The 21790-nt window shown below is 45.5% G+C and carries 21 protein-coding genes; 20 read left to right on the top strand and 1 reads right to left on the bottom strand.

From position 1 onward, the window contains the following. Positions 1-212 precede the first annotated feature (212 nt). The 13 genes from mgsA to N667_RS0105020 all read left to right on the top strand — a co-directional run bounded on the left by mgsA (position 213) and on the right by N667_RS0105020 (position 12872). Positions 213-632 carry a methylglyoxal synthase gene (gene mgsA / locus N667_RS0105080; RefSeq protein ID WP_027408556.1) on the top strand — a complete coding sequence of 140 codons (420 nt, stop codon included), beginning with the start codon at positions 213-215 and terminating at the stop codon, positions 630-632. Continuing rightward, positions 625-1335 carry a bacillithiol biosynthesis deacetylase BshB1 gene (bshB1, locus tag N667_RS0105075; protein WP_027408555.1) on the top strand — a complete coding sequence of 237 codons (711 nt, stop codon included), beginning with the start codon at positions 625-627 and terminating at the stop codon, positions 1333-1335. The genes mgsA and bshB1 overlap by 8 nt, the downstream gene beginning before the upstream one ends. Continuing rightward, a complete protein-coding gene (gene bshA / locus N667_RS0105070) occupies positions 1332-2468 on the top strand; it encodes an N-acetyl-alpha-D-glucosaminyl L-malate synthase BshA (RefSeq protein WP_027408554.1) in 1137 nt (378 codons plus the stop codon). The genes bshB1 and bshA overlap by 4 nt, the downstream gene beginning before the upstream one ends. Continuing rightward, entirely contained in the window at positions 2465-3682 is a 1218-nt protein-coding gene (locus N667_RS0105065; RefSeq protein WP_027408553.1) for a CCA tRNA nucleotidyltransferase, read from the top strand. The genes bshA and N667_RS0105065 overlap by 4 nt, the downstream gene beginning before the upstream one ends. Beyond that, positions 3640-4629 (top strand): bifunctional biotin--[acetyl-CoA-carboxylase] synthetase/biotin operon repressor, encoded by a 990-nt coding sequence (locus N667_RS0105060; protein ID WP_027408552.1) that lies wholly within the window; start codon positions 3640-3642, stop codon positions 4627-4629. Before N667_RS0105065 ends, N667_RS0105060 begins: the two co-directional genes overlap by 43 nt. Positions 4630-4874: 245 nt before the next feature. Beyond that, the gene (panB, locus tag N667_RS0105055; RefSeq protein ID WP_027408551.1) at positions 4875-5711 is read left to right on the top strand and encodes a 3-methyl-2-oxobutanoate hydroxymethyltransferase; all 837 of its coding nucleotides are present in this window, start codon (positions 4875-4877) and stop codon (positions 5709-5711) included. After that, entirely contained in the window at positions 5711-6568 is an 858-nt protein-coding gene (gene panC, locus N667_RS0105050) for a pantoate--beta-alanine ligase (protein WP_027408550.1), read from the top strand. The genes panB and panC overlap by 1 nt, the downstream gene beginning before the upstream one ends. Before the next feature lie 13 nt (positions 6569-6581). Beyond that, the gene (gene panD, locus N667_RS0105045) at positions 6582-6965 is read left to right on the top strand and encodes an aspartate 1-decarboxylase (protein WP_027408549.1); all 384 of its coding nucleotides are present in this window, start codon (positions 6582-6584) and stop codon (positions 6963-6965) included. A gap of 226 nt (positions 6966-7191) precedes the next feature. Then, positions 7192-9912, top strand: a complete 2721-nt coding sequence (gene dinG / locus N667_RS0105040; protein ID WP_027408548.1) for an ATP-dependent DNA helicase DinG — start codon at positions 7192-7194, stop codon at positions 9910-9912. A gap of 121 nt (positions 9913-10033) precedes the next feature. After that, a complete protein-coding gene (locus N667_RS0105035) occupies positions 10034-10813 on the top strand; it encodes a hypothetical protein (protein WP_051529965.1) in 780 nt (259 codons plus the stop codon). Between the two features lie 193 nt (positions 10814-11006). After that, positions 11007-11177: a YpmA family protein gene (locus tag N667_RS19320; protein ID WP_084278914.1), complete on the top strand. Its 171-nt coding sequence runs from the start codon at positions 11007-11009 to the stop codon at positions 11175-11177. Positions 11178-11189: 12 nt separating this feature from the next. Further along, positions 11190-11666, top strand: coding sequence for a DUF5590 domain-containing protein (locus N667_RS0105025; protein ID WP_027408546.1), 477 nt, complete (start codon positions 11190-11192; stop codon positions 11664-11666). An 18-nt stretch (positions 11667-11684) separates the two neighbouring features. Continuing rightward, on the top strand, positions 11685-12872 hold the full coding sequence (locus N667_RS0105020) for a pyridoxal phosphate-dependent aminotransferase (RefSeq protein WP_027408545.1): 1188 nt from the start codon (positions 11685-11687) through the stop codon (positions 12870-12872). Positions 12873-13180: 308 nt separating this feature from the next. Here N667_RS0105020 and N667_RS0105015 read toward each other — a convergent pair whose 3' ends face one another. Further along, on the bottom strand, positions 13181-13465 hold the full coding sequence (locus tag N667_RS0105015) for a hypothetical protein (protein ID WP_027408544.1): 285 nt from the start codon (positions 13463-13465) through the stop codon (positions 13181-13183). Positions 13466-13848: 383 nt separating this feature from the next. On the opposite strand from N667_RS0105015, the gene N667_RS0105010 reads away from it, so the two are divergent. From N667_RS0105010 to N667_RS0104980, 7 genes are all read left to right on the top strand, one after another. Then, positions 13849-14574 (top strand): N-acetyltransferase, encoded by a 726-nt coding sequence (locus N667_RS0105010; RefSeq protein WP_051529964.1) that lies wholly within the window; start codon positions 13849-13851, stop codon positions 14572-14574. Next, a complete protein-coding gene (locus tag N667_RS0105005) occupies positions 14571-15707 on the top strand; it encodes a DegT/DnrJ/EryC1/StrS family aminotransferase (RefSeq protein WP_027408542.1) in 1137 nt (378 codons plus the stop codon). The genes N667_RS0105010 and N667_RS0105005 overlap by 4 nt, the downstream gene beginning before the upstream one ends. Continuing rightward, positions 15704-16711, top strand: coding sequence for a glycosyltransferase family 4 protein (locus N667_RS0105000; protein ID WP_027408541.1), 1008 nt, complete (start codon positions 15704-15706; stop codon positions 16709-16711). Before N667_RS0105005 ends, N667_RS0105000 begins: the two co-directional genes overlap by 4 nt. A gap of 34 nt (positions 16712-16745) precedes the next feature. Continuing rightward, the gene (locus N667_RS0104995) at positions 16746-17975 is read left to right on the top strand and encodes a glycosyltransferase (protein ID WP_027408540.1); all 1230 of its coding nucleotides are present in this window, start codon (positions 16746-16748) and stop codon (positions 17973-17975) included. A gap of 421 nt (positions 17976-18396) precedes the next feature. Further along, positions 18397-19401, top strand: coding sequence for a glycosyltransferase family 4 protein (locus tag N667_RS0104990; RefSeq protein WP_027408539.1), 1005 nt, complete (start codon positions 18397-18399; stop codon positions 19399-19401). A gap of 33 nt (positions 19402-19434) precedes the next feature. Beyond that, a complete protein-coding gene (locus N667_RS18300; RefSeq protein ID WP_035098073.1) occupies positions 19435-20352 on the top strand; it encodes a Gfo/Idh/MocA family protein in 918 nt (305 codons plus the stop codon). A 35-nt stretch (positions 20353-20387) separates the two neighbouring features. Then, complete coding sequence (locus tag N667_RS0104980; protein WP_027408538.1) at positions 20388-21656, top strand: nucleotide sugar dehydrogenase; 1269 nt, start codon at positions 20388-20390, stop codon at positions 21654-21656. Positions 21657-21790 lie beyond the last annotated feature (134 nt).

The following is a 21790-nucleotide window of genomic DNA, read 5'->3' as shown; positions in this document are numbered from 1 at the left end:
ATATCTAGGCTAATGTATTATGTGGTGTGTGCAGTATCCGAACGGCTGACCGGTTGGCGAATCAGCGCTTTATTTCGTTTAAAAGCAGTGTCGTTTGGCTCTCCGCTGTGCTTTTACGGTTGAAAAAAATTTTCGTCCGCTCGTAAGGCTTTTATGTGCTCTTTAGATTTAAATTCACTGGAAATGAATGATCGAATCACGGGGGTGTCGGTGTGAAAATTGCCTTGATCGCACACGATAAAAAAAAGGCAGAGATGATACAGTTTGCAACCGCCTACCAATCCATTTTAGCGCAACATGAACTGTACGCGACAGGAACGACGGGGCTCAGGGTGGAAGAGGCAACGGAGTTATCCGTTCACCGATTTCGTTCCGGTCCGTTAGGCGGAGATCAAGAAATTGGGGCGATGATTGCGCGCAATGAAATGGACATGGTGATTTTTTTCCGTGACCCGTTAACCGCGCAACCTCACGAACCGGATGTGAGCGCTCTTATCCGGTTGTGTGATGTGTATAGCGTGCCGTTGGCAACGAATATGGGGACGGCGGAAATTTTAATTAAGGGGCTTGAGCGCGGCGATTTGGCATGGAGAAATATTGTCCACGAAAAGCAAGGTGAGGAACATGACTGAGAAATTGGATATACTTTCGTTCGGGGCGCACCCGGATGATGTTGAAATCGGAATGGGCGGGACGATCGCAAAATACGCGCAGCAAGGATACAAAATCGGCATTTGTGATTTAACGCTCGCAGAATTATCATCGAACGGAACGGTGGACATTCGGCAACAAGAAGCTAAAAACGCCGCACAGATTCTCGGTGTGGCGGAGCGGATCAACCTTCATCTTCCCGACCGCGGGCTTTATAAGACGGAAGAAGCGATTCGCCGAATTGTGGGGGTCATTCGCAAGTATCAGCCGCGCGTTGTTTTTGCTCCATATTGGGTTGATCGCCACCCGGATCACGCTAATTGCGCGTTTCTTGTTGAGGAGGCGGTGTTTTCCGCCGGAATTCGCCGCTATGAGGCGGAAGGCTTGCCAGCCCACCGTGTTGCATCGCTATACTATTACATGATTAACGGATACGACCGCCCGCATTTTGTGGTCGATATTAGCGATGTCATCGAAGCGAAGCTTGCCAGCTTGCGAGCGTACGAAAGCCAATTTGAAAAAACGGAGCAATCGGTCGAGACGCCGCTGACAAACGGCTATATCGAAACGGTGGAAAGCCGGGAGCGGCTATGGGGCAAGCAAGTCGGCGTCGCGTTTGCCGAAGGATTTATGACAAAGCAGCCGCTTATCATTTCACACGATTTAGTAGGAGAGAAACAATGAATTTGAAAATTGGGATTGTTTGTTATCCAACGGTTGGCGGTTCGGGAGTAGTCGCTACCGAGTTGGGAAAATTGCTAGCGGAGAAAGGACACGAGATCCATTTTATTTCATCGAGCATGCCGTTTCGTTTGAACAAAGTTTATTGCAATATTTATTACCATGAGGTGACCGTCAACCAATATTCCGTCTTTCAATATCCGCCGTATGACTTGGCTCTTGCGAGCAAAATCGCCGAAGTGGTGAAACGGGAAAAGCTTGATGTGCTCCATGTACATTACGCGATTCCGCATGCTGTGTGCGCGGTGCTGGCAAGGCAAATGTCCGGGCGCGATGTGAAAATCGTGACGACGCTTCATGGGACCGATATTACCGTGTTAGGGTACGATCCATCGCTAAGCGATATGATTAAATTCGGCATCGAGCAGTCGGACGTGGTGACGGCTGTATCGAACGCGCTCGTTAAGCAAACGTATGAACTGCTTGATGTACAAAAGGATATTCAAACGATTTATAATTTTGTTGATGAACGTGTCTATCAGAAAAAAGATGTTACGCATCTAAAAAAGGAATACGGTATTAGCGATCACGAGAAAGTGATTATTCACGTATCGAATTTTCGTAAAGTGAAGCGGGTGCCGGATGTTGTCCGCGCCTTTTCGCTCGTTCGCAGCCAAATGCCGGTCAAGCTTTTGCTTGTCGGCGACGGGCCGGAAATGACGGTGGTGTGCCGCCTTGTGAAGGAGCTTGGGTTAACGGACGATGTGCTCTTTTTAGGGAAGCAAGAAAACTTGGAAGAGCTCTATTCGATCAGCGATGCCAAATGGCTGCTGTCGGAAAAAGAGAGCTTCGGGCTTGTGTTGCTTGAAGCGATGGCATGCGGCGTTCCGTGCATCGGCACAAAGATTGGCGGAATTCCGGAAGTCATTGAAGATGGAAAAACCGGCTTTCTCTGTGAGCTTGGCAACATCGAAGAAGTGGCGGAGAAGACGCTTCAAATGCTAAACGATGCAGAGCTTCATACATACATGGCTGAGCAGGCGCGCCAAATTGTCTATGAAAAATTTCATTCGCGAAGTGTGCTAAGGCAATATGAGGACATTTATTTTTCATTAGTCGGAGGGGTGAAGCGATGAAAGAGCCGTTTCGCCGCGCGCTTGGCATCATTCGTACGCTTAGGCAGCAAGGATATGAAGCTTATTTTGTCGGAGGAGCGGTGCGTGATGATTTGCTGAACCGGCCGATCGGCGATGTCGATATTGCCACATCGGCGCTTCCCGAAGAAGTGATGGCGCTCTTTCCGAAAACAGTTCCTGTCGGCTTGAAACATGGAACTGTTGTTGTGTTGCATGAAGGAACGCCGTATGAAGTGACGACGTTTCGCACGGAGGGAACTTATGAAAACTATCGGCGGCCGGAGTCGGTGACGTTTGTCCGCTTCCTCACGCAGGATTTGGAGCGGCGCGATTTTACGATGAATGCGATCGCCATGGATGAAGCCGGTCAGCTGATCGACCCGTTCGGCGGCCAAAAAGCGATCCGCGAGCGCGTCATCCGCACGGTCGGCGAGGCGAAAGAGCGCTTTTCCGAAGACGCTCTTCGCATGATGCGGGCGATTCGCTTTGCGAGCCAGCTTGGGTTTACGCTCGCGCCAGAAACGAAGCAAGCGATTATTGAACATGCCTCGCTTCTCGCCCACATTTCCATCGAGCGAATGACGGTCGAATTTGAAAAACTGATGGCGGGGCCGTTCGCCTCTGAAGCGTTTTTATTGCTAGCCGAAACAGGTTTATTTGCGCACTTGCCGGGACTTGCCGGAAGAAAACAGGAGCTTCTGCAGCTTTCGCGTTATGATTGGACGAAGTTGTCTTCTAGTGTGGAGCGCTGGAGCTTTCTTTGCGGCTTGCTTCGTGTCGGTGAGGAAGCGGCTGCGTTTTTGCGCCGCTGGAAATTGCCGAACCGGTTGATTAAAGAGGTGCAAAAGATTTTGAGCAGTTTATCTATCGTTCGTTCATATGACAGCTGGACGAAAGAGCGATTATATGAAATGGGAAGCGCATCCGCCTGTGCCGCAGAGGCTGTTCGTTCGCTGCTCAATGGGGAAAACGTTGAACAAAACCGAAGCCGGTTGCTTGAGCTGTTTGACGAACTGCCGATCAAGGAACGAAATGAGTTGGCGGTTACAGGAAAGGATTTAATGGAATGGTATCAGCGTCCGGGCGGTCCTTGGCTTGCCGAAGCGCTGCAAAAGGTGGAGCGGGCGGTCCTTTACGGCCATGTGGAAAATAATAAGGAGCGAATAAAGGAGTGGCTTGTGCGATGCAATCAGACACAAGAAAAAAACTGTTAGACTTATTTTCTGAAGCGAACGGCGATTTTATTTCCGGGCAAAAAATTAGCGACATCCTTGGCTGTTCGCGGACAGCGGTATGGAAGCATATCGAGGATTTAAGAAAAGAAGGCTTTGAACTAGAGGCCGTTCGCCGCCTCGGCTATCGCATTGTCAGCACGCCGGATAAAATTACGGAAAACGAGATTCGCCTAGGCTTAAAAACAAACACGTTAGGCCAAACCATCCATTTTCAAGAAGAAGTCACTTCTACGCAAAAAATCGCCCATCAGCTGGCGCATGAAGGGGCGAAAGAAGGAACGCTCGTCGTCGCAGAGCTGCAAACTGCCGGGCGCGGCCGCATGGATCGAACATGGTTTTCGCCAAAAGGCACAGGTGTTTGGATGAGCCTTATTTTGCGTCCGCCGATTCCGCCGCAAAAAACGCCGCAGCTGACACTGCTTTCGGCGGTTGCTATCGCTCAAGCGATTCAAGAAGTAACCGGGCTCGTTCCTGATATCAAATGGCCGAATGACATTTTAATGAACGGAAAAAAATGCGTCGGCATTTTAACGGAATTGCAGGCGGATCCAGACCGCGTTCATTCGGTCATTATCGGCATGGGCTTAAACGTCAATCACGAACGCGAACAATTTCCCGAAGAGATTCGCGATATCGCCACATCGCTTGCGATTGAAAAAGGTGAAAAAATCAATCGGGCTCGCTTGATTCAAGAAGTGATGCTCAAACTGGAGACGCTGTATCGCCAATATTTGCAGCACGGCTTTATGCCGATTAAGCTTTTGTGGGAAGGATATGCGATCAGCATCGGCAAGGAAATTACGGCGCGAACATTGAATGGAACGATTCGCGGATGGGCGCGAGGCATTACGGAAGAAGGCGTATTAATTCTCGAAGACCATGATGGCGCGATCCATTACATCCATTCGGCCGATATTTCCGTCTAGAAAAAATGTTAGAATTTTGTTAAAATACAAGTGGTTGCTTACGGGCAGTATCTTTTTCGACAAGAACTGCACCATAAGAAATAAACGAAAGCCAATGCGAAATGATCTGCCTTGATCCGTAAGAGGACTGGGACAGAGGGATGAACTCGGCCGATACATAAAACGTCCTTCTTTCTCTAGGCAGGGAAAGAAGGTTTTTTTATTCGGTGATTCATCTCCTCTGCAAATCAAGAGGAGGGATATCGATGAAAACAAAAAGCGATTTTTTGAAAATGAAGCAAACGCATGAGCCGATCGTGATGCTGACGGCGTATGATTTTCCGTCCGCGAAGCTCGCCGAGGCGTCGGGCGTCGATATGATTCTTGTCGGCGATTCGCTTGGCATGGTCGTCTTAGGGTACGATTCGACGATTCCGGTGACGGTCGAGGACATGATTCACCATACGAAAGCGGTGCGCCGCGGGGCAGCGAACACATTCATCGTCACGGACATGCCGTTCATGTCGTACCATTTGTCGAAGGAAGACGCGCTTCGCAATGCGCAGCGCATCATGCAGCAGTCTGGCGCCAATGCGGTGAAAGTCGAAGGCGCAGGGGACGTCGTTGAAGTCATTCGCGCGCTGACGCAGGCGGGCGTTCCGGTCGTGGCTCATTTAGGATTGACACCGCAATCCGTCGGCGTGCTCGGCGGATATAAAGTGCAAGGAAAAGATGCTGAAAGCGCTCGCAAATTAATGGCTGATGCGAAATTGTGCGAAGAAGCCGGCGCCATTGCGCTTGTGCTTGAGTGTGTACCGAAACAAATCGCCGCTGAAATTACGAAGCAGCTTGCGATTCCGACGATCGGCATCGGCGCAGGCGACGAAGTGGACGGTCAAGTGCTCGTTTATCATGATGTGCTCGGATACGGAGTGGACAGAGTGCCGAAATTTGTGAAGACGTATGCGAACGTGCAGGAAACAATCCACCACGCTCTTTCCGCTTATGTGGCCGAGGTGAAGCTTCGCCAATTTCCACAGCGTGAACATATGTTTACGATGAAAGAAGAAGAATGGATTGCGTTATACGGAGGAAAGCAATAATGAAAATCGTTACAACGATTCAAGAAATGCAACAGCAAATGAAAGCGTGCCGCTCTCAAGGAAAAACGGTCGGCTTTGTGCCGACGATGGGATATTTGCATGAAGGGCACATCACGCTTTTAAAAGAAGCGCGGAAAGACAATGATGTGGTTGTGCTAAGCGTGTTTGTCAACCCGCTTCAGTTCGGTCCTAACGAAGACTTTGACCGCTATCCGCGCGATATTGCCCGCGATGAAAAAATGGCCAAAGAAGCGGGCGTCGATATTTTGTTTTACCCATCGGTAGAGGAAATGTATCCGCGTCCGTTAAGCGTGCAGGTCATCGTTAAGGAGCGCGTGGATGTGCTGTGCGGGAAATCGCGCCCGGGCCATTTTGACGGGGTGGCGACCGTATTGACGAAGCTGTTTCATATTGTCATGCCGACGCGCGCATATTTTGGAATGAAAGACGCCCAGCAAGTGGCGGTGGTGGACGGACTCATTCGCGATTTCAATTTTCCGATCGAGCTCGTAGCGGTTCCGACGGTGCGTGAAGCCGATGGATTAGCGAAAAGCTCGCGCAACGTTTATCTGTCTCCGGAGGAGCGCAAGGAAGCGCCTGCCTTATACAGGGCGCTTCAAAAGGCGCAAGAAGCGATTAAAAATGGGGAACGCGAGCCTGCGGCAATTCGCGACCTTGTTATCGATTATATTCAGACGAATACAAACGGTGTGATCGATTACGTCGAGGTATATTCTTATCCGGAGTTAAAGCCGGTGGCGCCGCTATCTGGAAAAATTATTATTGCCATTGCTGTCCGGTTTACAAATGCTCGTCTCATTGATAATATAACTGTTGATGTCGAATCGTCATATTAGGGAGGAGACAACTATGTTTCGTACATTAATGAACGCGAAAATCCACCGTGCCCGTGTGACAGAAGCGAATTTGAACTATGTAGGCAGCATTACCATCGATGCTGACATTTTAGACGCGGTTGGCATGGTCGAGAACGAAAAAGTACAAATTGTTAATAATAATAACGGCGCACGCTTTGAAACATATATTATTCCAGGAGAGCGGGGCAGCGGCGTATTTTGTCTGAATGGTGCGGCGGCGCGACTCGTGCAGAAGGATGATGTGATTATCGTTATTTCATACGCGCTCGTTCCGGAAGAAAAAATCGCCGAGCATCGTCCAAAAATTGCCATCATGGACGAACAGAACAAGATTAAGCAATTGATTGTCGAGGAACCAGCGCATACGATTATGTAGGAAAAGGCGGTTTGCTCAACTGCGTTAGGCAAATGCTTTAGGTTATCTGGGCGTTTGTTCCCTAACGGGGAAATGAACGGGGAACAGTTGGCCGCCGTAGTTGAGAATGCGACATGTGAGGGCGGTTTGCGCCGCTTTCTTAAGCGCAGAAAAGCAAAAAGCGTGAAGAAAGGGGGCTGTTTCTCAATAGAGAACGCCCCTATTATTGCGCACTTGAGGTGAAAAAATGGGTGAACGATTTGTCGTCATCGATTTAGAAACAACAGGAAACGCAGTGAAAAAGGGAGATCGAATCATCCAAATCGGCATGGTTGCTATCGAGAACGGGGAAGTAACAGAACGTTTTTCAAGCTTCATCAATCCGCAATGCGACATCCCGCCATTTATTCAGCAGCTTACGCAAATTGATGAACAAATGGTTCGGCATGCTCCTGTTTTTCCCGAACTTGCTTCAGAAATTGTTGATAGGCTCAAGCAATCATATCTTGTGGCACATAATGTGGCGTTTGATTGGCCATTTTTACAAGAAGAATTGGAAAGAGCGGGCGTTGCTTGCCCAGCGCCGCCAACAATTGATACGGTCGAGCTGTCGCGCATCTTATTTCCGACGATGGAAAGCTATAAATTAAGCGATCTTGCGCGAGCGCTTTATATTGAGCACGAAAATCCCCACCAAGCAGACAGCGATGCCGAGGTTACGGCGAAATTATGGCTCCTTTTATTGGACAAGCTTAAAGCGCTGCCGCTTGCAACGCTGAAGCAATTGCGCCGATTGGCGCGCGAAATGAAAAGTGATATTCGTCCGATCATCGATTCGATCATAAAGCAAAAAACAACGGTGTTGCATGATGATCAATATGTGTATTATCGCGGTTTGGCGCTCAAAAAGCCGACGAAAGAAGCTCCGCGTGAAAACGTGGAAGACGATACTTCTTTTACTGAATGGATGGCTAACGCTACCTCGCTTCCATTTCCCGGGTACGAGCATCGCAAAGGGCAATGGGAGATGATGAATCTCGTCCATGAGGCGCTTGAAACATCGCAGCACGCATTAATCGAAGCAGGAACTGGAATTGGCAAATCGCTTGCCTACCTAATTCCAAGTCTCTATATCGCCCGAAAACAGGGAAAGCCAGTCGTTATTAGCACGTATACACTGCAGCTTGGACGACAGCTCATTGAGCGCGACATTCCATTGCTTCAGGCGATCGTTCCGTTTCCATTTCGCGCTGCATTGTTAAAGGGAAAAAGGAATTATCTTTCCCTTGAGAAATTTGTGTCATTTCTTCAGGAGCCTAATAAAAATTACGATGTTGCGCTAATGAAATGCCAGCTTCTCGTTTGGCTTACAGAAACGGAAACAGGAGATGTTGATGAACTGCAGCTATCTTCCGGCGGACAGCTACTTTGGTCTTCATTGCACATGGATGAGAGAAAAGAAGCACCAGAGTGCGATTTTTTCTTGCGTGCTCGAAAGCGTGCAGACGGAGCGGATCTCATTATTACGAACCATTCATTCTTAATGCAAGATCTTACATCTGATGTTCCGCTTCTTCCTCCGTATGAACAGCTTATTGTCGATGAAGGACATCATCTTGAGGAGGTCGCTTCGCACTATTTTGGCCGGAACGTTGATTATGTGAGTGTTCGCTTGCTGTTGACACGTATTGGCAATGGTCAAGACGAAGGATCGTTATTTCAACTGAAAAAGCAATCTGAAGCCTTTGCGTCATACGTACTTGAGTTTCAGGGGATTTTGCGTGATATTGAGCTTGAATGTGATGAATGGTTTCGTATGATTCGCAGTTATGTCCTCGCGAAACAAACAAACTCGAAAACGGCACGGCTCCGCTATCGGTTTCATCCGGAAAAAGAGTACGGGAAAAGTTGGGGAGCGATTCGTGAATTGTTGTGGCGGTTATGTCATCGCGCCTCCGATCTTGTTAAAAAGGCGAATGAACTTAAACAGCGGGAACCTTTGCTTTCTTCTCTTTCGTTTTTTTCCGATGTGGAGATGCTAGAAGAAATGTTGCATACGTTGCGTCATTTGTTAGATAGTGAAGATACAGCGGTCGTTCGATGGATGGAAGTAGATGCAAAAGGAGCAGCGAATGCGACAGCGGTTTATTCACAACCGATTGAGCTCGAATCGTTTTTTGCTGAACGGTTATTTGCCAAGAAGAAAAGCGTTGTTTTGACATCGGCGACACTGGCGATGAACGGATCTTTCGCATACGCAATCGCACAGCTTGGTCTTGAAGATTTTTATCCGATTTGCCGTATTATTCCGTCTCCCTATGATTATGAACGTCAAGCGAAATTGCTGGTTCCAACCGATATCCCGGCAATTTCCGATGTTTCATTGGAGCAATATGCTTATGAGGTAGCGGTACGATTGCTCGACATTGCCGAGCACATGAAGGGAAAAATGCTCGTTTTATTTACATCACACGACCTTTTGCGAATGACTGCTTCAATCGTCAAAGAGGAAAATAGCGATGAAACACTTGTGTTATTGGCGCAAGGAATGCATGGAGGGAGCGTCACGAAATTAACAAAGGCGTTTCAGCAGTTTGATCGAGCCATTTTATTCGGAACGAATAGCTTTTGGGAAGGGGTTGATTTGCCCGGGGAGCAGCTTGCGATAGTCGTCATCGTTCGTTTGCCGTTTGCTCCGCCGGATGATCCAGTGATGGAAGCAAAAAGCGATTATATTCGCAAAAAAGGGGGACGACCGTTTTACGACTTATCGCTGCCGCAGGCGGTTATTCGTTTTAAACAAGGGTTTGGCCGACTGATTCGCACACATCAAGATAAAGGTGTGTTGTTCGTCTTTGACCGGCGCCTTGTCACGTCGTCTTATGGAAAATACTTTTTATCCTCTCTTCCGCCCGTACCGGTTTATGAGGCGCCGCTTGAACAGTTGCTTCAGGAAGGAAAATGGTGATTTTGCCGGCCCTAACGGTGTTTTTTATTAAGTAAAATATGGATAATAAACAATCGTGTAAATAAACGTTAAATGATGCAATCTATATGTGTAGAATGATTCTGAGTAGGGGATGGCATCGTTGAAAATTTTTTTATGGCTTCTCATGTCGTTATCGTTAGGGATTTTTGCCGAGGAACCGTTCGATCAGGCGGTAAAGAAAATTGATTTGCGTCTCGAAGATGGAGAGATGGCAATCGTTTGTCTTCCGCTTTCAAACGGAGAAGCGATGCTTATGAAAAATGCGGAAGGAAAAGCTGTGCTGATCAATACGGGGGGAAAAGGAAGCGATAAACAAATTCGGACGTGGCTTAACCGTCTCCATATCGGACAGCTTGACACGATTTTGTTAACGGACGTTCATCCGGATTTTTCGTCTTCCTTTGCCGCATACAAACGGCGCTATCATGCCAAACAGGTCGTTGCCGGCGTAAAAGCCAAAGGGATTACGTCTGTTTGGAAAGAAGGGGAGCATCACACGCTGTTTCCTCATCTGTTGGCGGACGTTCTTGCGGTGGACGATAATGGCCGTTTAACGATTCGTTTTCGATACGGACGGCTTTGCTTATTGTATATGGCTAGCGACGGCAAAGCGGTAACAGAGAAGCTAATGGCGCTTCCGCTCAGAGATGTGAATGTATTGAAAGTGGCGCAGTTTGCGGCGCGTGACCATTTAAGCATGCGGTTGTTAAAGAGCATGGATCCGCAGGCGGCAATTATTTTTCGCAAGGACGGCGTTCAGCCAGATCAGCATTTGTTAGATAAGCTGTATCAACTATGGATCGATATTTATCAAGTACACCATTCCGGCATTTTAATGATGAAATGCAGCTTATCGCGTTATGAAATGATTACTTTTTAAAATAAAACCTGCGGCGCACAGCTGCGCCGCAGGTTCATAAGATGTAGGTGGGGGAAATTTTTTTATGGAATTGTACAACGAACCTGTTATAATTATGGGAAGATACAACAGAAACTTGTTGTATTTATAGTGTGGCCGCAACGCGCCGTTCCTATGAGTAACAAAATTTGTGGCATAGAGGAGGAAAATGTGAATGGAGAGCAAAATTGAAGTATTGGCCACCGTCACTGTGCAAAACTCGCCTGATTTATATAAAATTGTCGATTGTTTGAATCGAACGTTGAAAAAGAACGATTTAATGTTTGGTTTGGCGCTTGACGCGAAAGATCAAAATAAAGCGGTTTTTACCATCTACCGTACATAAGATGTGGTGTATATGAAAAAGTGGAGCATTTTATTAGTTATTTTTTTATGCATCGCCATTTGGCAGACGGTGAGCGTGTACCACGCGGCGGTGGAGTCGAAACAACCACTTATTGAAACGGCGAGGAAACGGGCCGAGGAAAAAGTGCGATTTGCGCATATTGATGATGTCTATACATACTATGGCGAAAAAACGTATGTTGTATTCGTCGGCACCGACCGGAAAGGAACGAAGAAAATCGCCTGGGTGCCGGAGAAAAAGGGGCGCATCATTGTGAAACGGGCCCAAAGCGGCATTACGCGCGAAGAGGCGATCAAAAAGTTGGAAGCACAGCGGCATCCACAGCGAATTGTTTCTGTAAAGCTTGGGATGGAAAAAGAAGTACCTCTTTGGGAGCTGACATATATCGACCAAAACAACCGCTATTCATTTTATTACATCAGCTTTGAAGACGGTACTTTTTTGAAAAGATACAGTTTTCAACAATAACCGAGGGGGACATGGATGATGAAACTAGCAAAAAGAGTGGCGTCGCTGACTCCATCTACGACGCTTGCCATCACGGCAAAAGCTAAAGAATTGAAAGCGGCCGGGCACGATGTGATCGGTCTAGGCGCCGGCGAACCGGATTTTAATACGCCGCAACATATTATCGATGCGGCTGTCAAAGCGATGAACGAGGGGCATACAAAATATACGCCGTCGGAAGGATTGGCGACTTTGCGCGCAGAAATTGCGAAAAAATTCGCGCAAGATCAAGGCCTTCATTATGAACCGTCGGAAATTATTGTGTGCGTTGGGGCCAAGCATGCTCTTTATACGCTGTTCCAAGTGATTTTAGATGAAGGCGATGAAGTCATTATTCCGACGCCGTATTGGGTCAGCTATCCGGAGCAAGTGAAGCTCGCTGGCGGAGTGCCTGTCTATGTTGAAGGGCTTGAAGAAAATGAATTTAAAATTACCCCTGAACAGTTAAAATCTGCAATTACTGAGCGGACGAAAGCGGTCATCATCAACTCGCCGAGCAACCCGACGGGAATGATTTATACTGAGGAAGAGTTGAAGGCGCTTGGAGAAATTTGTTTAGAGCACGATATTTTAATTGTGTCTGATGAAATTTACGAAAAGCTTATTTACGGCGATCATCGCCACGTGTCGATCGCCCAGCTTTCTCCAGAGTTAAAAGCGCAAACGATCATCATTAACGGCTTGTCAAAATCGCATTCGATGACGGGATGGCGCATTGGCTATGCGGCTGGGGATAAGGAGATTATCCGCGCGATGACAGACCTAGCGAGCCACAGCACGTCCAACCCGACATCGATCGCCCAATATGCGGCAATTGCTGCATACAATGGGCCGCAAGAGCCTGTCGAGGAAATGCGCCAAGCCTTTGAACAACGTCTCAATATCATTTATGAAAAATTGATTGAAATCCCAGGCTTTACGTGCGTGAAACCGCAAGGAGCGTTCTACTTGTTCCCGAACGCGCGCCAAGCGGCGACGATGGCTGGCTACGCAAGCGTCGATGAGCTTGTCGCGGCGCTCCTTGAGGAAGCGAAAGTGGCGCTCGTGCCAGGTTCGGGTTTCGGCGCCCCTGACAACGTCCGTTTGTCTTATGCGACATCGCTTGACGTTTTGGAAAAAGCAATCGAACGTATCAAAGCGTTTATGGAGCAGAAAGCCAACAAATAATTGAAAGTGTAAGAAGTTTGTATTCATACTGAAAAAAGCAAGCTGGGAGGAGGGGATGAAATCCTCTCTCTCAGACTGCTTTTGTTTTTTCTATATAGAAAGCGATAATGATTTTAATACTTTCCTCTTTAATATTCCGCTTCTGCAAACAAAGCTTCTTCATTCGTGCCAGCTTGGCCCTCTCTTTTTTATGCTTACGATGTTGTGGCTGCTCTGTTCGATTCCTAAAAAAGTGGCATGTATTGACTCTTGATGTTTATTGGCTTCTTCTTATTTTGACGAAAAAGCGAGGATCAATTATGTTGTCACTATGTTATCTGCTCGCAGCCAAGAGCGTCGAGCTCCTCTTGAAGTGTTTCCTGATCCCCTCTGCCAAAATGTTTGTTGCTTAGGACATAGTGAATGTAGTTATCTCCCGCAACAATTTCTTGAATTCTAAAATCTGCTCTAAAAAGTGCTGTCAGTACACCTCCACCGCCACAACCGACTGGCGCAAAATCAATAGCATCTGTGGCGCCGGAAAAACCGATAACCGTGTGTTCTGGCGACAGCGGATCGATCGTCACAAGCACCACTGTTCTTTTATGACTCATATTTCTCCCTCCTTTTATAAAATGGATCAGTTCCAAAATGGTTGCACAAATGCTAGCTACACTTTTTCTTAACAGCTTCATAAATGTAGTCGATAGCCTCCCAAAAAGCGTTGGTAGAATAAGTAGATGTTCGATAATACGATATGCGCTAACGCGAATAGTTGATTTAGGTATATGTACAAATATTTCCAAAATGGTAATATAGAACTATTTGTAGTAGTGAATATATAAGAAAATACTATGGAAAGCAGTCTTATATAACCATTTTTTTATATTTATAGATGAATGATGCAATCACCGTTACAAAAACATATTCGATTAATATGATAGTTGTTAGATAGTAGAAATTTTCCATATGAATTTATTAAAGGAGCGTGACATGTGTGATTGACGCAACCGTTCATATACCATCTTCCGCATCGATAGGACATCATGTTGTCATTGAACAAGGAGCGGTCATTGGAGAAAACGTTCAAATCGGACATAACTCTGTAATATTAGCTGGTACGATCATTGGCGATGATGTCACGATCGGTTGCAATGCCGTTTTAGGATGCCAGCCTTTTAAAAATGCTAGGGTGAAGCATGACGTATCTCAGCAAGGGGCGCTTGTAATCGGGAAGGGGAGCCGTATTGGCAATGGCGTCATTATATATGCCGGAACGGAGTTAGGGGAAGGAACAATGATCGGCGATTTAGCGAGCATCCGTGAAAGAACGCGTATTGGACATTCGACTGTCATCGGAAGAAGCGCAACAGTTGAATGCCGCACCGTTATTGGCAGCCGCTGTCTCATACAAACGGGGGCTTATATTACTGCGGATATGGTGATTGAAGACGACGTGTTTATTGGACCGGAAGTATCGACGTCAAACGATAAATATATGGATCGAAAACCCTATGAACTGGCGGGCCCGAGAATCAAAGAAAAAGCGAGCATCGGGAATAATGCCACATTGCTTCCAGGAATCACGATCGGCAAAGGCGCAGTCGTTGGAGCGGGGTCTGTTGTGACGAAAGATGTCCCCGACAACATCACGGTTGTAGGCGTGCCTGCCAAGCCTATAACGGTTCATTTACCGCAGTCAGGGGAGGAAGATCAATCGTGAAGGTTCCATTAATCGATTTGCGCGCACAATATTTGTCGTTAAAAGAAGAGATACTGGACGCCATTCGGGCGGTAATGGACAGCGGCATTTATGTGTCCGGGTCTGAAGTAGAGCGTTTTGAACAAGAAATAGCGGCATTTGCCGAAGCAACATACGCGATTTCTACCGCTAACGGTACAGATTCGCTTATTTTGGCGCTAGAGGCGTGCGGAGTTGGGCCAGGCGACGAAGTCATTACTTCTCCCTATACTTTTTTCGCTACGGCTGAGGCGATCGCAAGGGTCGGAGCGACTCCGGTTTTCGCGGATATAGACGATAAGACATACAATTTATCGCCGGAACAGACCGAGGCGAAAATTTCTCCGAAAACGAAAGCGATCATTCCTGTCCACATTTTCGGCCAACCGGCTGATATGGACGCGTTTCTCGACATCGCTCAACGACATCATTTATATATTATCGAGGATGCTTGCCAAGCATTGGGCGCTACGTATAAAGGAAGACGTGTCGGAAGCATCGGACATATTGGCTGTGTTTCTTTCTTTCCTACAAAAAATTTGGGCGGCTACGGTGATGGCGGGCTCGTTTTGACGAACGACGAAAATCTTGCTAAAAAGGTGCGCTTGCTCGCGAATCATGGAAGCACGCGCAAATACTATCATGAGGCGATCGGCTACAACAGCCGGCTCGATGAGCTTCAGGCCGCTATTTTGCGCATTAAATTGCAGAAGCTGGATGAATGGAACAAATTGCGAAAAGAACGGGCCGATTTCTACTCTGACCAGCTAAGTGCCCTAGGTGTTGGAGTGCCGCATACTACTAGCGATTCCAGCCATGTATACCATATGTATATGATCGAAATCAAGGAACGGGATGAATTGTCTGCATATTTGAACAGTGTCGGTGTCGCCACAGGCCATTATTACCCATGTCCGCTGCATTTGCAAAACGTATTTGCTGGACTCGGATATAAACAAGGAGATTTGCCTGTAGCCGAAGCGGCATCAGAGAGAACATTGGCGCTTCCGATGTTTCCAGAATTGACTGCCGAACAACAGCGATATATCATCTCTCACATTAAAAAATTTATGGAAAACAAGAAGCAGGCACCGAAAAGGGGCGATCATGAATGAAAGTTTTGCATTTAACCGACGGGCTGTCGATGATTCCCCTTTGTGAAGCTTTGACACGTAAGGGAATGGATGTAACTACATGCCACTTCTATAAACACTCCTCGAATGTTTCCGTAGATATTTGTTTAAATTTGCAGGATGTGCCACCAAATGAACGAGTAAACAAAATGACAGAGTTTCTTCATAAGGCGATGGATGAATATGATCTTTTCCACTTTCATTTCGGTTTTACGTTTTTACCAGATAATAGCGATCTCGAAATATTGAAGCGAAAAGGAAAGAAACTGATCGTTCACCACCACGGTTCCGAGGTGCGTTCATTGTCGATTGCGAGAAGCTTTAACAATCCATATGTCGAGGTGAAGCCATATTGGACAGAAGAACGAATTCAGCAAAATCTGCAACGTTTGTCACAATATGTGGATGATGCCATTATTCCTTACTTTGAGTTACTTCCTTATATAGAAAAATATTATAAAAATATTCATTATATCCCCAACGGGGTCGATGTGCGTTCAATGAAAGCAGTTTATCCAGAAACAACTTGTTCTAGCCCGTTATTAATACATGCGCCAAGCAACAGAATGCTAAAAGGCACAGAATATGTCACGAATGCTGTGGAACGTTTACGACAAAAAGGACTAAACTTTCGATTTGCATTAATTGAAAAACTACCTCATGCAGAGGCCCAGAGATTGTATCGCGAAGCCGATATTGTCATTGATCAGTTGAGAATTGGTGATTATGGATTGTTCAGTATTGAAGCGATGGCTCTTGGAAAACCAGTTGTTTGTTTTATCCGTGACGATCTTCGAAACAAATACCCGGATCTTCCTATCGTCAATGCCACTCCCGATACAGTTGCCCATGTCCTTGAGGATTTGATTAAAGATCCGGAAAAGCGGAGGCAGTTAGGCATTCAAAGCCGCAATTATGCGCAAAAATTCCATGATGCTGATAACGCAGCCGACAAACTGATCGAAATATATAAAAACTTAAGATAGTTGGCGGTGCTAATGCTCAAAGGGAGGAATCAAGTTGGCTAAAGTTTGTATGCTAGTAGCCTATCACCCGTTTTTGGATGCGAGAGTTTTTAAAAAAGAGGCCATGAGCTTAGTGAACAATGGCCATGATGTAACGATCATAGCGCCGAGAAAGGACGGCTATTTATTTGATATTGACGGAACCCCTTTTAAGGATCGTTTTCTCGAACGAACTTTTGTACATGAAAAAATAAAAATTGTAACTTATGACGGCTATACTGGAAGAGCAACGGTTCCAGAAATGATCCAAAATTTGAAGTCAGGTGAGTATAGTTCGTTTCTCGATCCTTTAACGCAGGAAGGATTAAAACAAGACGCCGATATTTTTCATGCTCAGGAGTATTTATCCCTTTACTCAGGCGTCGGGATTAAGCGGGCCATGAAGGCGAAAGGCAAATCTGTTAAGCTGATTTACGATAGCCATGAAATCGTGCCAGATCCGTTTGGTGCTATGGCGGAAAATCGAAAAAAAGATTTGCACGAGATTTTAGAGATGATGTTAAAAGAAGTAGATTATATTATTGCTGTTTCCGATTCGATGAAGGCGTGGTATTTAACATTAGACCCATCGTTACCGGTAGGTGTGATTTATAACTCGCCACCTTTAGCTACTGATTATAAGCCGAAACAATTTAGTACAGATAAGCTAGTCGTCGGTTATGAGGGAAATATAACTAGCAGCAGGGGAAGCATAGATAAAATTATCGGAATTACGCGTGAGTGCAGTCAAGAAGTAGATTTTAAGTTTAAGATTATCGGGGGAATGAGGCATAATGAAAAGAACATCATCCCTTCCGATGTCAAGGACAAAATTGAGCTGGCCGGCTGGGTTGATTACTATAAAATCCCTGAGGAAATGAAAGAAATAGAAGTTGGTTGGATCGATTATGAAGTGCAAAATGCGCTCAATCATGCTTTCGCACTGCCAAATAAGTTTTTTAGCTTTCTCAATAACGGTGTTCCGGTGATTGTTAATAAATGTCCGGAAATGGAGCGTTTTATCCAAACTTATCATTGCGGAATGGTTATTGACAAAGAGAATGCAACTGTGCAGGATTACAAAAAAGCGCTTCTTTATCTCCATAAGAAAAAGCATAAGTTAAAATCAATGAGCATCAACGCTCGAAAAATTATGGAAGAAATTTATAGTTGGGAGCATATGGAGAAGCGTCTTCTCAATATATACGAACGTCTTTTGGCTACGGGGGCAAGGTATATTTTATAGTTGCCCCGTCCCTCTTTAGGTTCGATAACATATCGGCTTAAAGGGGGCACCCCCAAACATAGATCATTCGTGTTGGCTGCTTTTTTGAATGAACAATTTTGCAGCCCCTATCATCCCCCCTCTAGTGTTTTTTTTTACTAACGCTCTGGCTGGCAGCTAGCTAGGGCTTCCTTAAAATAGCCTACCTTTATACTATAGCTTCTAAAATTTTAATCAATGAATCTCCCTTTTGCATCCTTCATATGAACGAGCGCTTTTCATCGGATAAGCATGTTATGAAATGATTGGTAAGAATGAAAGAGTAACTGGGCTATGAACCATTTCCAATTTTTTGCACAAAAGCCCTAACCTAAAATGAGAGAATTTAATATTTTAATAATATATTTCAGACACATTTGTAGTGGGAGCAGGAGAGGTGAAAATGAAAGTTCTTCATCTGCCGTACGGCGGACAAATGATAACATTATGCGCAGCTTTAAGAGAAATTGGAATAGAGGCCACATCGTGTCATTTTCGTAGATCGAATTTTCAATTTCAGCCAGATATATGTTTAGATTTACAAAAAATTTCGAAATCAGATCATGAATCAGTGAAAAGAGAATTTTTTGAACAGGCTGTAAAGGAATTTGACGTATTCCACTTTCATTTTGGCATGACATTTTTTGATGATCATAGCGATTTGGAGTATTTAAAGAAATTAGGAAAAAAGATTATCGTTCAGCACCGCGGCTCCGACGTTAGACGGCTTTCTATCGCCCGCAAACTCGGAAATCCTTATGTGCGCGTAAAATACCCGAATGAAAAAAGAATTGTTGCTGAATTGCAAAAGCTATCCAGTTTTATTGACCATGCTATCGTAGCGGATTATGAGCTGCTTCCTTACGTTCAAGATTTTTATAAGTACGTTCATATCATCCGCCAAGCGATCGATTTAAAAAAATTTGCACCAGTCTATCCATCCGATGCGATCAAAACTCCCGTGATTGTCCATGCACCGTCGCATCCAGTGATTAAGGGCACGATGTATGTGCAAAATGCGATTAAAATGCTTACAAAAAAGGGATACCCTGTCGACTTCCAGCTTCTTCGCAAAGTGCCTCATGAAGAAGCACTTCGTATGTACGAACGGGCCGACATCATTATCGATCAAATGTGTATCGGCTCTTTTGGAATCTTAAGCCTTGAAGGAATGGCTCTAGGAAAACCTGTTGTATGCCATATTCGTGAAGGACTTGTCGAGACGTATCCGGAAGGTCTGCCGATTGTGAATGCCAGTCCGAAAAACTTGTATGAGAAGTTAAAAGAATTGGTGGAACATCCGGAACAATTGCAAGAGTTAGGGATGCAAGGAAGAGAATATGTGGAAAAACATCATGACGCATCAGTTATTGCCAAACAACTGGCCAATCTTTATCAACAGCTGTAGGCAAATGAGTCGAAACCCATTGAAAGGAGTGAAATGACCTTGAGAGCAGGAGTAGTTGGAGTTGGTTCAATGGGGAAGAATCACGCCCGTGTGTATGCTTCTTTAACGGATGATTGCCAGTTTGTCGGCGTTTACGATGTGGACTACGAACGCGCTTATAGCGTAGCAAAACAATATGGAGTTACAGCTTTCCGCTCGCTGCAAGACTTATTAAAACAAGTCGATATCGTATCAATTGCGGTTCCTACCTCTTTACATTACCAAATTGGTTTGCAATGTATCAACGAAGGTGTGCACGTATTAATGGAGAAGCCGATTGCAGAAACAATTCAGCAAGCCAAAAAACTAATTGAGAAAGCAAAAGATAAAAACGTGACGCTTCAAGTCGGGCATATCGAGTTGTTCAATCCGACTGTGCAAGTTCTGAAACAGCTATTAAATAATGAGGAGATTATTAGCATAGAAATTAGCCGTTTGCGCCCGCAAGAACCGCAAGTCATGAATGTCGATGTTGTGAGCGATTCGATGATTCACGATGTGTATATTCTATTCTATCTATTAGGGGATCAAGTACAAAACTTTTATGCGCTCGGCAAACAGCGCAACAATTATACAAGACATGCGACAGCGCTATTAAAATTTCAAAACGGCATCATCGCCCAATTGACCGCGAGTTTCTTAGCGGCTGAAAAAGTTCGAACGATTCGTGTCATTACAAAAGAATCTATTATAGTGGCGGATCTGCTAAATAAGTGTATTCAAAAATCGAGTCTAGTTGAACAAGGGGCGATTCAAAACATATCCGTACCAGATCTCGAGCCGTTACGGATGGAGCTTATTCATTTTATCGACTCGATCAAACGGAACGAAGCACCTAAAGTGACCGGACAAGATGGTCTCGCCGCTCTTTCCTTAGCCAACAAAATTATTCGAAAAGTCTCCGTATCTTAATAAAATGCGTTTTTAGGAAAGGAGGATACAAAACGATGAGTTTTAGTTCTGTTGGTGTGATCGGGCTCGGATATGTAGGGTTGCCGCTCGCAAAATTGTTGGCGGAGCGCGGCCTGCATGTCGTAGGTGTCGATGTAGACAAAGCGAAAATCCAACATTTGTACGCCGGAATCAGCTATATTTCCGATCTAGACGACGCCGAAATTCAACAGCTGATGGCTTGCGGTTATTTTGAGGCGACGGAGGACTATAGCAAGCTAACCGACACGGATGCGATTATTATTTGTGTTCCTACACCTGTTAATGACAAAGGAGAACCTATTCTCAAATATATTCAGTTAGCCGGACAGCATCTCGAGCCAGTTTTGTTAAATAAGCAATTAGTGGTACTTGAAAGTTCGACGTACCCCGGAACGACGGAGGAGGTGCTGCTTCCTATACTGCAAGGAAACGGCAAAAGGGTGGGGGAGGATTTTTACCTAGCCTATTCGCCGGAGCGGATCAACCCAGGGGATAAACGATTTCATTTGACGGAAATGCCGAAAATTATTAGCGGGGTTACCAAAGCATGTCTCGAAAAAATTACCGCGCTCTATTCACCGATTTATCAAAAAGTGGTTCCGGTTTCTTCGCCGCGCGCGGCAGAAATGGCAAAAATAACAGAAAATAGCCAAAGGTTTATCAACATCTCCTTTGTAAATGAAATTGTAAGATTCTGTGAAAAGATGAACATTAATGTGTGGGAAGTCATTGAGGCGGTTAATACGAAGCCTTACGGAAATCTGTATTTTTATCCGGGGCCGGGCATCGGGGGGCATTGCATTCCAGTTGACCCGTTATATTTGCAATGGAAAGCAAGAGAAATCGGAAGCGATGTAGAATTCATTACTATAGCCAAAAAAGTGAACGACTCCATGCCGCATTATATACTAAGCCGGCTCACCCGCTTGCTCGATGCTTCGACATTAAAAGACAAATCGATATTGCTTGTGGGTGTAACGTATAAAAAAGATGTAAATGATTTGCGGGAATCTAGCGCCGTTCATATTATGTCACTACTCATCGAACAAGGGGCGAACGTTTCTTACCACGACCCTTTCGTTCCTCGCTTAACGCTTCACGGCCAGCAATATGACAGTGTTGAATTAACTAGCGATATAATCAGCTCGGTCGATTGCGTTTTGCTATTAGTGGATCATTCGAACCTTCCGTTAGATGTGATTGTTGCAAACGCGAAGCTTGTATTCGATACGAAAAACGCCGCAAGCAGACTTGGAGCGTTCGACCACGTCAAGTATCTTTAACGTCTTTCCAAAAGAAGTCTCCCGCCTCTAAACGAAGTGTAGGTGGGGGAGGTTCATGGAAATGTTGTCACGTGCGTTGCAACAGAGACGCACTTTTTTATTGCTTCGTTTCATTAGGAAAGGTATAATATACG

The sequence above is a fragment of the Anoxybacillus tepidamans PS2 genome, assembly GCF_000620165.1.
Classification (GTDB): Bacteria; Bacillota; Bacilli; order Bacillales; family Anoxybacillaceae; genus Anoxybacteroides; species Anoxybacteroides tepidamans_A.
The sequence above is the reverse complement of the archived record's forward strand: the minus strand, read 5'-3'. Positions and strand labels throughout refer to the sequence as shown.

Coding starts and splice junctions, on each gene's coding strand:
- bshB1 (WP_027408555.1), top strand. CDS start 625: ATGACTGAGAAATTGGATATACTTTCGTTCGGGGCGCACCCGGATGAT.
- bshA (WP_027408554.1), top strand. CDS start 1,332: ATGAATTTGAAAATTGGGATTGTTTGTTATCCAACGGTTGGCGGTTCG.
- N667_RS0105065 (WP_027408553.1), top strand. CDS start 2,465: ATGAAAGAGCCGTTTCGCCGCGCGCTTGGCATCATTCGTACGCTTAGG.
- panB (WP_027408551.1), top strand. CDS start 4,875: ATGAAAACAAAAAGCGATTTTTTGAAAATGAAGCAAACGCATGAGCCG.
- panC (WP_027408550.1), top strand. CDS start 5,711: ATGAAAATCGTTACAACGATTCAAGAAATGCAACAGCAAATGAAAGCG.
- panD (WP_027408549.1), top strand. CDS start 6,582: ATGTTTCGTACATTAATGAACGCGAAAATCCACCGTGCCCGTGTGACA.
- dinG (WP_027408548.1), top strand. CDS start 7,192: ATGGGTGAACGATTTGTCGTCATCGATTTAGAAACAACAGGAAACGCA.
- N667_RS19320 (WP_084278914.1), top strand. CDS start 11,007: ATGGAGAGCAAAATTGAAGTATTGGCCACCGTCACTGTGCAAAACTCG.
- N667_RS0105025 (WP_027408546.1), top strand. CDS start 11,190: ATGAAAAAGTGGAGCATTTTATTAGTTATTTTTTTATGCATCGCCATT.
- N667_RS0105020 (WP_027408545.1), top strand. CDS start 11,685: ATGAAACTAGCAAAAAGAGTGGCGTCGCTGACTCCATCTACGACGCTT.
- N667_RS0105015 (WP_027408544.1), bottom strand. CDS start 13,465: ATGAGTCATAAAAGAACAGTGGTGCTTGTGACGATCGATCCGCTGTCG.
- N667_RS0105000 (WP_027408541.1), top strand. CDS start 15,704: ATGAAAGTTTTGCATTTAACCGACGGGCTGTCGATGATTCCCCTTTGT.
- N667_RS0104990 (WP_027408539.1), top strand. CDS start 18,397: ATGAAAGTTCTTCATCTGCCGTACGGCGGACAAATGATAACATTATGC.
- N667_RS18300 (WP_035098073.1), top strand. CDS start 19,435: ATGACCTTGAGAGCAGGAGTAGTTGGAGTTGGTTCAATGGGGAAGAAT.
- N667_RS0104980 (WP_027408538.1), top strand. CDS start 20,388: ATGAGTTTTAGTTCTGTTGGTGTGATCGGGCTCGGATATGTAGGGTTG.